Here is an 11,365-nt window from a genome sequence, read left to right on the forward strand (position 1 = left end):
GCATGCGTCTGGTATTTTGGGCAGGCTTTTGGGCCTTTATCACCGATCAGGCGAGCAAATATGCCGTTGTGCATATGCTGAACCTGCGAGAAGTGATGGCCATTGACGTTCTTCCGCCACTGTTGCGGTTTCACATGGCTTGGAACGACGGCATCAATTTTGGCCTTTTTTCCGGCAGCCCCGAAGCCGCCCGCTGGATTTTGATCGCTGTGGCGGCGGCGATTTCCATCTTCGTTCTGGTCTGGGTCAGGCGGGAGCCGCCTGGGAAGTGGGGCCTGATAAGCGCTGGCTTGTTGATCGGCGGCGCGATTGGCAATGTGGTCGACCGCCTTATTTATGGCGCTGTGGCGGACTTTTTGAACATGTCTTGTTGCGGCATAGACAACCCGTTTGCATTTAATCTCGCGGATGTCTGGATATTCGCAGGCGCGATCGGTTTGGTGATTTTCGGCGGCGCCAAAAGAGAGGCGTGACGTTGGAGAATGAATGCGCTAAACCTTGGCGCATTATTGTTGGAGGTATGCGATGCACGTGTCGCGTCTGATCATTTTGGGTTTGGTTGTCAGCCTTGCGGCTTGCGGCAGCAATAAGCCGTTGCGCACTATGGGTACGGACTCCAACGGGCCTGACGAATTCAGCATACTGCCGGGCAAGGAATTGACCCAACCGACCGAGTATTCCTCCTTGCCTGCTCCGGTGCCAAATGGCGTGAACCGTACGGATCTTAACCCTATCGGCGATGCGGTTGCCGCGCTGGGTGGCCGTCCGGAACCGCTGACGAACACGCCGACAATTGGGTCGAGCGATGGGGCGCTTGTAAATTATGCGTCGCGCAATGGCCGTAGTGCCGACATTCGCCAAACCGCACGGGTCGAAGATGAAGCATTTCGCAAGAAACGTGGCCGCCTGACGCGCATTCGTCTTGTGAAACACGACATCTATGAAAAGGTCTATGACTCGCAGGACCTTGAAGAATTCGACGAATGGTGGCGCTGGCGGCGGGCCGGCGCACGAACACCGGCGGCTCCGAAGACTCCCTAACAGCATCGCGGTGCGCATTTCGCACTGAAAGCCTGTCACAATCACGTTTGATCTCTTGAAGCTGCAGCAGTGGCGCGTATCTATTTACCCAAGCGTTTTTTAAACGGAGTTTTCTCACATGGTGCGACTCTTAGTATTGGCTCTCGGCGTGGCATCTTTTGCCCTTCCGGTGCGGGCCAACGATCTTGTCACTGACTACACTTTGGACAATGGCATGCAGGTCGTGGTGGTGGAAGATCATCGCGCACCAGTGGTCATGCATATGGTGTGGTACAAAGCCGGATCTGCCGATGAGCAGCCGGGGGTGTCCGGTGTGGCGCATTTTCTGGAACATCTGTTGTTCAAAAGCACGGACAACATGGAGTCGGGAGAGTTTTCCGCCACCGTAGCCGCCAATGGCGGGCGCGATAATGCGTTCACCAGCTACGATATGACCGCTTATCACCAACGTGTGGCAGCCGACCGGCTAGAGCTCATGATGCGCATGGAAAGCGACCGGATGGTGAACCTGCGATTGCAGGAGCATGAGGTGGCCACCGAGCGTGAAGTGATCATTGAAGAGCGCAACCAACGTGTTGAAAACAACCCCGGTGCGCTGTTTCGCGAACAGTTAAGCGCAGCGCAGTATCAGAACCACCGCTATGGCGTGCCTGTCATCGGTTGGCGTCATGAAATGGAAGCGCTGTCGCTGCAAGATGCGCGGTCGTTCTACGACACGTTTTACGCGCCGAACAACGCGATTTTGTTGGTGGCCGGTGATGTAGATCCACTGGCCGTAAAGGCATTGGCCGAACAGTATTACGGGGTGTTGCCTGCCAATCCGGACTTACCAGAGCGTGTACGACCGCAGGAGCCGCCACAGATCAGCCCGCGCCGAATGACGTATAAGGATCCGCGTGTGGCACAGCCTTATGTGACCCGGTCTTATCTCGCGCCTGAGCGCAATCCGGGGGATCAGGAAACAGCGGCGGCGTTGACCTTGCTGGCGGAAATCCTTGGCGGTGGTCAGACCTCTGTGCTGAGCCAGAAGTTGCAGTTTGAGCAGAAAAAAGTGGTCTATGCCGCAAGCTGGTACAATGGCACATCGCTGGACGCGACCACGTTTGACTTTGTGGTGGTGCCGGTGCCCGGTGTGTCTTTGCAAGAGGCTGAGGACGCTATGGATGCGGTGGTGGTCGAGTTCATCGAAACCGGTGTTGATGCGGAGCAGTTGGCCCGCATCAAGATGCAGCTTCGCGCGTCCGAAATCTACGAACGGGACAACGTCAGCAGTCTGGCCAATCGCTATGGCCGCTCGCTGACCGCTGGTCTCACGATTGCCGACATTCAGGCTTGGTCCGATATTTTGCAGGCCGTCACCGAAGACGACATTATCGCCGCGGCTAAACAGGTTTTTGACGATCGCCGGTCGGTGACCGGCTGGCTGATGGGTCAAGAGGAGGTCACGCAATGATCCGGTATGTGATTGCATTTGTTTCCGTGGTTTTGGCCTTTCCGGCCTGGGCTGAAATCAACGTCAAGGAGGTCACTTCGCCCGGAGGCATCAAGGCATGGTTGGTGGAAGAGCCCTCCATTCCCTTTGTTGCTGTGGAACTGCGGTTTCGCGGCGGCACGTCGTTGGATGCGCAAGGCAAACGCGGGGCCACCAACTTGATGGTGGGGCTGCTTGAGGAAGGCGCAGGTGATCTGGATGCGCAAGGATTTGCGCGGGAAAGCGAAGAGTTGGCGGCGCAGTTCGGCTATGACAGTCATGCGGATGCGGTGTCGATTTCGGCACGGTTTTTGACAGAGAACCGTGACGAGGCGTTGGCGTTGTTGCGCCGGTCTCTGGTGGAGCCATCTTTTTCCGAAGTCGCGGTTGAGCGTGTGCGGGGACAGGTGTTGTCGGGATTGCGCAGCAGTCTGAAAGACCCCGACAAAATCGCCGGAAAACGGATGAGCGAGCTAACATATGGGGCGCATCCCTATGCCACAGCTGGAGAAGGCACGATTGACAGCGTAACGGCGTTGACGCGCGATGACATCGTGGCCGCGCACCAAGGTGCTTTGACCAAAGACCGCCTGTATGTAGGCGTGGTGGGCGACATCACCGCCGAAGAATTGGGCCCGATGTTGGATCAGCTGTTGGGTGCATTGCCGGAAACGGGGGCGACTTTGCCGGGTGAAGCTGATGTGGTGTTTGCCGGAGGCATCGACGTGGTGGATTTTGACACGCCGCAATCAGTGGCGGTGTTTGCGCAGCCCGGAATTCACCGCAACGACGAAGACTTTTTCCCGGCTTATGTGTTGAACGTGGTGCTTGGTGGTGGCGGCTTTGAAAGCCGTTTGATGACCGAGGTGCGCCAGAAACGCGGCCTGACCTACGGCGTCTATTCCTATCTGGTCCTGCGCGATCAGGCGAACGTGTACATGGGCTCTGTGTCCAGCGCGAATGATCGGGTGGCGGAGGCCATAGACGTGATCCGCGAGGAATGGGCGAAGATGGCCGATACTGGCGCCACATCGGATGAGGTTGAGAAAGCCAAAGCCTTGTTGACCGGCGCGTATCCGCTGCGGTTTGACGGCAACGGGTCGATTGCCAGAATTATGGTGGGCATGCAGATGGACGGTATGCCAATTGATTACATCGTGAACCGCAACGATCTTGTGAATGCAGTGACCGTTGAGGATGTTAACCGGGTGGCGAAAGAGCTTCTGGATCCCGAGCTGCTGACTTTTGTTGTTGTCGGGAAACCGGACGGCGTCTGAAGGGCGCCCCCCCTGCGCCAGCAAACTGGCGTCACCTCAGGGTTTTTTGGATAGAAAGAGAAAGGGCGGTCCGATTGGGGCCGCCCTTTCTGATGTCTGCTTGGCACCTGTGGCTTATTCGCCGTAGGGCACCCAGATGTTTTTGACTTCGGTGGCGGCTTGCAAGAAGGTCCGGCCTTCGCCTTCGGCCCCCATCCAGTCGCGGGCCATGCCGTTGTTGACCCACGTGCGTTTCAGGTTGCCGGCGCTTTCGCGCTCAATCTCAGCGGAGACGTCGGCGCCAGAGAATGACCAAACCGCGTCAACGTCCATGTGACCCGCGAGCGGCTTGGCAAGCTCGGCATGGCTGCCGGTGAGAATGTTCACCACGCCGCCGGGCAGGTCAGAGGTTTCGAGCACCTGATAGAAATCGGTCGCGGCCAGCGGAAAGGTTTGCGAGGCCGCGAGAACAACGCGGTTGCCCATGGCAATCGCAGGCGCCATCGCCGAGATCAGCCCCAGAAGTGGTAGGTCGTCGGGGCAAAGGGCGCCGATCACGCCGACCGGTTCCTTCATCGCCAGCGCCACGCCGCGGATCGGCACGCCATGTGCCTGACCGTCGTATTTGTCGGCCCACGCTGCGTAGGTGAACAGGCGGCGAATTGAGGTGTCGACCTCTTTGTCGCCCGTTTTGCCGCCCTTAAGCGTGTTGATGCGGTTTGCAAATTCCTCACGGCGGGCAGAGAGGTTTTCTGCGATGAAGTAAAGGATTTGCGCGCGCAGGTGGCCGGTGGTGCCGGACCAGCCTTTGGCCGCGTGCGCAGCCTCAACCGCGTTGCGCACATCTTTGCGGTTGGCAATCGGGACCTGACCCAAGAGTGCGCCGTTCTTACCAAAGATGCTTTGGCTGTAACCGCTGTCAGGCCGCGCCTGTTTGCCGCCGATATACAGCTTGGGCGTCCGATCCAGCGGATCAAGCGGACCTTTGTCGCCGCTGAAGGCCTCGACAGGCTTGATCGCCTTGGCGCTGCCTTTGGGTTTGGTGTAGGCCGACAGGCCTTCCCAACCGCCCTCGCGGCCATAACCGCTTTCGCGCACGCCGCCAAAACCGGCAGCGGCGTCAAACAGATTGGTCGCGTTGATCCAGACCACACCCGCAACCAACTTGGGTGCGATATCAAGCGCGAGGTTCACGTTTTCGGTCCAGAGCGTGGCAGCTAGGCCGTAACGCGTGTTGTTGGCGAGTGCGACGACCTCGGAAGGGGTGCGGAACGTTGTCGACACCAACACTGGGCCAAAGATTTCTTCCTGCATCAGCTTAGAAGATGGTGCGAGGCCGGTGATCAGAGTGGGTGGATAGAAGCAACCTTCGGTCGGCATATCGAGGGCAGGTTGATAAGTTTCACCTTCGCTATTGCCATCCACCAAATCGGAGATTGTTTTCAGCTGAACCGGATCGACAATTGCGCCGACGTCGATGCATTTATCAAGCGGGTTGCCGATGCGCAGGCCGTCCATGCGTGCCTTGAGCTTGCGGTGGAACGTGTCAGCAATGCCTTCTTGCACCAAGAGGCGCGAGCCTGCGCAGCAGACCTGTCCTTGGTTGAACCAGATCGCGTCAACCAGACCTTCGATGGCGCTGTCGATGTCGGCGTCGTCAAACACGATGTAGGGCGATTTGCCCCCCAATTCGAGCGTTAGCGATTTACCGGAGCCAGCGGTGGAATGGCGGATGCGTTTGCCGACGTCTGTGGAACCGGTGAAGGCGACCTTGTTGACGTCTTCATGCGCGGTGATCATTTCGCCCACGGCGCCGTCGCCGGTGACGATGTTTACCACACCCGCAGGCAGGCCAGCTTGTTGACAGATGTCGGCAAAGAGCAGCGCGGTCAACGACGTGTATTCGGCCGGTTTCAGTACCACCGTGTTGCCCATTGCCAGCGCTGGCGCGACTTTCCACGCAAGCATCAGAAGTGGAAAGTTCCATGGGATGATCTGGCCGCAGACACCCAGCGCTTGCGCGTCGGGCAGCTCAGACTCCATCAACTGGGCCATGCCAGCGTGATAATAGAAGTGGCGCTGAACAAGTGGGATGTCGATGTCGCGGCTTTCACGGATCGGCTTGCCGTTGTCGAGCGTTTCCAGCACAGCAAACAAGCGGCTGTGTTTTTGCAGCAGGCGCGCGATGGCGTAGAGGTATTTGGCACGACCGTGACCGCCGAGGCCTTCCCATTTAGACTGCGCCTTGCGGGCTGCAGCAACTGCAGCGTTGATCTCATCCTGTGAGGCTTGGGTCAGATCGGCCAAGGTTTCGCCGTTGGCGGGGTTCTTGGATTGAAAGTCTTTGCGCGGTTCTGTCCAGTCACCGTCGATGAACTGGCCAAACGCGGCGCCTTGGTCGACGATCCATGCCAGTGCATCGCCAGCGCTTTCGGGGGCGGGGCCGTAGTTCATGGTCTCGAAAATCTCTTTTACGGTCATTGTGATAGTCCCCTTACGCCATCGCGTGGCGGTAGCTGGCCGAGTAGTGGCCGGTGACGTGGTGCTCAAGTTGGCGTTCGATGTCGCCCAAAAGGGACGAAGCGCCAAAGCGGAAGAGGTCGGGCTGCAACCAGCGGTCGCCCAGTTCGTCTTTGATTAGAGACAAATAGACCAACGAGTCCTTGGCTTTGGAAATACCGCCCGCGGGTTTGTAGCCGACGCGGTATCCGGTGCGGTCATAGTAATCGCGGATGGCGCGGATCATCACGAGGGACACGGGCAGGGTGGCGTTGACGCTTTCCTTGCCGGTCGATGTCTTGATGAAATCAGCGCCAGCCATCATGCACACCAGAGAGGCGCGCGCGACGTTGCGCAGCGTGCCAAGTTCGCCCGTGGCGAGAATGGCTTTGATGTGGGCGTCACCACAGGCGGCGCGCATCTCGGCCATCTCGTCATAAAGCGCCTGCCAGTTGCCTTGCAGCACGTGACGGCGGGTGATGACGATGTCGATTTCCTCGGCGCCTGCTTTGACGCTCTCGCCAATTTCGGCGATGCGCAGGTGGTAGGGCGAGAGGCCCGCTGGAAACCCAGTGGAGACGGCGGCCACGGGAATGCCTGTGCCTTTGAGAGCGGAAACGGCCGTTTCGATCATGTCGTGATAAACACAGACAGCGCCGGTGGTCAGGCCGGTCATGTCGAGCGCGTCCAAGATGTCAGCGCGCACCGGCTGAGCGGCCTTGGCGCAGAGACGTTCAACGCGGCCTTCGCTGTCGTCACCGGACAAGGTTGTCAGGTCGATCAGCGAGATCGCCTTGCACAGCCACGCGGCCTGATAGTCTTTCTTGACCGAGCGGCGGCCAGGAAGGGTTTTGGCGCGGCGTTCGATGGCCGAGGTATTGGCCTGTGCGGTCCGGACCCAATCAAGGTCCAGTGCCATGCCGGGGTTACGCGGTTCAATCGCCGTCGGCAATTGGTGCCCTTCGGCGGATATGGTGGGCGTCTGCATCGGTTCATCCTGTTGCGGGAAACAGGTCTAAAATGCCTCATGTTACGTAGACATTGCAAGGCAACAGAAGAGATGAATTGCGGATTTTTTACCCAATGGTCAGAAAAAAGATGAGAATAAGTCGCAATTGCGTTGACACTCTTGAGAATGGTTCTCATATTCAATCTCAAGCAACTCAAAGGTGATACGTGCGATTCTCTCGCAGACAGTTCGTTTTAGGTACATTGGCCGGTTTGGCGGCGCCTGCATTGGTGCCACAAAGCGCCTTTGCCGCTGATAAGCTGAATGTTGTGACAACAACCGGAATGATTGCAGATACCGTGCGTCGGATTGGTGGCGATGCGGTTGAGGTGCTTGGCCTGATGGGCCCCGGCGTGGACCCGCATGGCTATCGTCAAACGCGCACGGATATCGTGGCGATGACCCGTGCCGACATTGTGTTCTGGCATGGCCTTTATCTTGAAGCGCAGATGGAAGATTTCTTTCACAAGCTGGGAAAGCGCGGATCGGTTGTCGCGGTTACCGATCAATTGCCGCACGAACTGTTGCGCGGTCATGACGATTATGACGACAAATTTGATCCGCATGTGTGGATGGACCCTAATCTGTGGGTTTTGATTGCTGATCGGGTGCGCGATGCGTTGATCGCAAAGCGTCCCGAAGGCCGTGAAATGTTTGAGGCCAATGCAGCCGAGTTTGTAAAAGATCTGCGCCTTTTGGCAGCCTATGCCGATCGCACTTTGGCAACGGTTAACGCTGAGTCCCGTGTGCTGCTGACAGCGCACGACGCATTTGGCTATTTCGGCAGCGCCTATGACTTCGAAGTTCTGGGCATTCAGGGCATTTCTACGAATTCCGAGGCGGGTTTGAACCGGATCAGTGTGTTGGTGGACATGTTGGTGACGCGCAAAATCGGTGCTGTGTTTGTCGAAAGCTCGGTGTCGGATCGATCGATGCGCGCCGTTATCGAAGGCGCGGCAGCCAAAGGCCATGACGTAAAAATCGGCGGGGAGTTGTTTTCCGACGCGATGGGCGCGGAAGGCACTTATGAAGGCACCTATGTGGGTATGTTGGATCACAATGTGACTGTGATCGCGAGCGCGCTTGGCGGTGAAGCACCGGCGCGTGGGTTGAATGGCCGCTTGTCGGCAGGGTCTTGAGGAAGAAGCAATGAGCTTGGAACTTGCAGCAAATGACGGCGTGATCCCGACAGAACACGCGCTTGCGCAAAGCCCGCTGGCCCTGCGCGGCATGACCGTAAGCTATGGGCAGACGCCTGTGGTATTTTCCGTCGATATGACCGTGACCGAAGGCGCGATGACAGCGATCATCGGGCCGAACGGCGCGGGTAAATCTACATTGTTGAAGGCCGCGCTGGGCATTGTGACGCCGCTGGCGGGGCAGGTTTCGGTGTTTGGTAGACCGTTGGCGTCGGAACGTCACCGGATTGCCTATGTGCCGCAGCGCGCCAGCGTGGACTGGGATTTTCCGACAAGGGTGATCGATGTTGTCCTAATGGGGCTTTACCGCGAGTTGGGCTTGTTGCGCCGTATTCGCGGCCAACATCGCGCCAAGGCGATGGCCTGCTTGGAACGCGTTGGCATGGTGGATTTTGCAGATCGCCAGATCGGGCAGCTTTCGGGTGGTCAGCAACAACGGGTTTTCCTTGCACGCGCGTTGGCTCAGGAGGCGGATTTGTATCTTCTGGATGAGCCGTTTGCCGGTGTTGATGCAGCCACGGAAAAAGCCATTATCGATGTGCTCAAATCGTTGAAACAAGACGGTAAAACCATTGTCGCTGTGCATCACGATCTGGCCACTGTCGCCGACTATTTTGACCGCGTGTTCCTGATCAACACCCGCAAAATTGCCGAGGGCACTGTGGCGGAGGCCTTTACGCCGGAAAACCTTGACCGGACCTACGGCGGGCGTCTGGCGACAGGGCAGATCGATCAGCTGGATCTGGTTGCGGTCTAAGCCATGCTTTGGGACGCGCTGACGCTCCAGTTGGGATATAATGCGACTTTGGTCACCATCGGTGCCGCTCTGTTGGGTGTATCGGCCGGCGTGACAGGCACCTTTCTCTATCTTCGAAAACGCGCGCTGGTAAGCGACGCGATCAGCCATGCAACCCTGCCTGGGGTGGCGTTGGCGTTCATCGTCATGGTGGCGTTGGGCGCGGACGGCCGCAGCTTGCCCGGCTTGCTTTTGGGTGCTGCGGTGTCGAGCTGGATTGGGTTGCTGTGTGTCAATTGGCTTACGGCACGTACGCGACTGGCGGAGGACGCAGCAATCGGTGCTGTTCTTTCGGTTTTCTTCGGCTTTGGCATCGTGCTTTTGACGGTCATTCAGACTATGACTGCAGGGCGCGCGGCGGGGCTTGAAGGGTTCTTGCTGGGGTCCACTGCAGGGATGTTGTTCAATGATGCGGTGGTGATCGCTGTTGGCGGCGCGGTAACACTGGCACTTGTTGTGGCGCTGCGCAGGCCGATGGGCTTGGTGGCATTTGATCCAGAATTTGCGGCGGCGAGCGGCGTCAATGTGCGCCGTATTGATTTGGCGATCATGGGGCTGGCTTTGGCGGTCACCGTTGTGGGCCTCAAGGTTGTGGGGCTGGTGCTGATCGTGGCGATGTTGATCATTCCGCCGGTGACTGCGCGGTTTTGGACCGATCGCACCGACAAGATGGCCGTTATTTCAGGGGCTTGCGGCGGCGCTGCTGCTTGGATCGGGGCGGCGATATCCGCCACGGCGCCTTCCTTGCCGACAGGCCCAATTATTGTTTTGACCAGCTTCGCGCTGTTTCTTCTGTCGCTGTTGCTGGCGCCCAACCGAGGTCTGTTGGCGGTTGGAATGCGCCATCGGCGGTTTCAGCGACGGGTCCATATGCGGCAGGGGTTGCTGGCGCTCGCTCAAGGCCAGCCCATTTTTGAACGATTCACACTGACATTGTTGCGTCGCGCCGGATTGGCGCATGCGGATGGTGTGGCAACCGAAGATGGCAAAGCGCGGGCTGCAAAGGCGTTGCGTGACGAGACGCGTTGGCAGGTTGTGCGCGCGGATCAGGCGTTTGAAAGCGCGGCGGCGCTATATGATGGCTTGCGCGACATCGAGACCGTGTTGACCAATGACCAGATCGATGAAATTGACCGGCGTATCGGCAACCCAAAGGGCGTCGCAACATGAGTGGTACCGAGTTTGTTCCGCTGTCGTTGACGCCTTTGCTAATTGGCATTTTCTCGGCTGTTGCCTGTGCGTTGCCCGGAAATTTTCTGGTGCTGCGACGGCAAGCGCTGATTGGTGACGCCATAAGTCATGTGGTTCTTCCGGGCATCGTTGTCGCCTTTTTGGTCACCGGTGTTGTGGCGGCGGCACCGATGCTTTTGGGCGCGGCTGCAGCTGCGGTTTTGTCTGTTGCGATGATCGAAGCGATCCGGCGGTTGGGCGGCATTGAACCGGGCGCTGCGATGGGACTGACATTCACCACGTTGTTTGCCGCTGGTGTGCTTTTGCTTGAACAATCAGACACATCCGGCGTGCATCTGGACGTGGAGCACGCGCTTTATGGCAATCTGGAGAGCCTGATTTGGCTTGATGCCATCGGTTGGCAGAGCCTTGTAGATCCAAGCGCCCTGGCGGAGCTACCGGTGGAATTGTTCCGTGTTTCGATGGCCTTGATTGGTGTGTGCGCCTTCTTGTGGGTCTTTTGGCGGCCATTGGTATTGTCGACTTTTGACGAAGGCTTTGCACGCACTTTGGGCCTGCGAACTGGCTCTGTCGGTCTTGCATTGGTGATCGTGGCCGCCGTGGCCGCAGTGGCGGCTTTTGACGCGGTGGGATCGATCATTGTGATCGCCATGTTCATTTGCCCGCCTGCTGCGGCGCGATTGATGACCAATCGGTTGAACATCCAACTCGGTTGGAGCGTCGTGTTTGCGGTTTTGTCAGCGGTTTTGGGTTATGTATTTGCCGGCTTTGGGCCGCTGTGGTTCGGCTTTGACAATGCGGTAAGTGCGGCGGGTATGATCGCCACGGTGTCGGGCGTGATCCTCGGTCTGGCGGCGCTGTTTGGCCCGTGCCGCAAGCGCCTTGGGGCGCCTGCAATCTAAG

10 protein-coding genes are annotated in these 11,365 nt (G+C 58.2%); 8 read left to right on the top strand and 2 right to left on the bottom strand.

Going from position 1 to position 11,365, the window contains the following annotated elements; all coding sequences use genetic code 11:
* Nucleotides 1-2: 2 nt before the first annotated feature.
* From lspA to SHIM_RS17215, 4 genes are all read left to right on the top strand, one after another.
* The gene (lspA, locus tag SHIM_RS17200) at nucleotides 3-473 is read left to right on the top strand and encodes a signal peptidase II (protein WP_054003891.1); all 471 of its coding nucleotides are present in this window, start codon (nucleotides 3-5) and stop codon (nucleotides 471-473) included.
* A 52-nt stretch (nucleotides 474-525) separates the two neighbouring features.
* On the top strand, nucleotides 526-1,041 hold the full coding sequence (locus SHIM_RS17205) for a DUF3035 domain-containing protein (protein ID WP_054003892.1): 516 nt from the start codon (nucleotides 526-528) through the stop codon (nucleotides 1,039-1,041).
* Between the two features lie 118 nt (nucleotides 1,042-1,159).
* A complete protein-coding gene (locus tag SHIM_RS17210) occupies nucleotides 1,160-2,494 on the top strand; it encodes a M16 family metallopeptidase (protein WP_054003893.1) in 1,335 nt (444 codons plus the stop codon).
* Complete coding sequence (locus SHIM_RS17215) at nucleotides 2,491-3,789, top strand: M16 family metallopeptidase (protein WP_054003894.1); 1,299 nt, start codon at nucleotides 2,491-2,493, stop codon at nucleotides 3,787-3,789. The genes SHIM_RS17210 and SHIM_RS17215 overlap by 4 nt, the downstream gene beginning before the upstream one ends.
* A gap of 114 nt (nucleotides 3,790-3,903) precedes the next feature.
* Here the strand turns inward: SHIM_RS17215 and SHIM_RS17220 are convergent, their stop codons facing one another.
* Both SHIM_RS17220 and deoC read right to left on the bottom strand, forming a co-directional pair.
* Nucleotides 3,904-6,249 (bottom strand): aldehyde dehydrogenase family protein, encoded by a 2,346-nt coding sequence (locus SHIM_RS17220; protein WP_054003895.1) that lies wholly within the window; start codon nucleotides 6,247-6,249, stop codon nucleotides 3,904-3,906.
* Nucleotides 6,250-6,262: 13 nt separating this feature from the next.
* A complete protein-coding gene (deoC, locus tag SHIM_RS17225) occupies nucleotides 6,263-7,255 on the bottom strand; it encodes a deoxyribose-phosphate aldolase (RefSeq protein ID WP_054003896.1) in 993 nt (330 codons plus the stop codon).
* Nucleotides 7,256-7,479: 224 nt separating this feature from the next.
* On the opposite strand from deoC, the gene SHIM_RS17230 reads away from it, so the two are divergent.
* The 4 genes from SHIM_RS17230 to SHIM_RS17245 are packed head-to-tail and all read left to right on the top strand — an operon-like array spanning nucleotide 7,480 to nucleotide 11,364.
* Nucleotides 7,480-8,415, top strand: coding sequence for a metal ABC transporter solute-binding protein, Zn/Mn family (locus SHIM_RS17230; protein WP_054003897.1), 936 nt, complete (start codon nucleotides 7,480-7,482; stop codon nucleotides 8,413-8,415).
* Nucleotides 8,416-8,425: 10 nt separating this feature from the next.
* Nucleotides 8,426-9,232 (top strand): metal ABC transporter ATP-binding protein, encoded by an 807-nt coding sequence (locus SHIM_RS17235; RefSeq protein ID WP_054003987.1) that lies wholly within the window; start codon nucleotides 8,426-8,428, stop codon nucleotides 9,230-9,232.
* A gap of 3 nt (nucleotides 9,233-9,235) precedes the next feature.
* Entirely contained in the window at nucleotides 9,236-10,441 is a 1,206-nt protein-coding gene (locus SHIM_RS17240) for a metal ABC transporter permease (RefSeq protein WP_054003898.1), read from the top strand.
* Nucleotides 10,438-11,364 carry a metal ABC transporter permease gene (locus SHIM_RS17245; protein WP_054003899.1) on the top strand — a complete coding sequence of 309 codons (927 nt, stop codon included), beginning with the start codon at nucleotides 10,438-10,440 and terminating at the stop codon, nucleotides 11,362-11,364. Before SHIM_RS17240 ends, SHIM_RS17245 begins: the two co-directional genes overlap by 4 nt.
* Nucleotide 11,365 lies beyond the last annotated feature (1 nt).

The organism is Shimia sp. SK013 (assembly GCF_001292625.1).
Classification (GTDB): domain Bacteria; phylum Pseudomonadota; class Alphaproteobacteria; order Rhodobacterales; family Rhodobacteraceae; genus Shimia.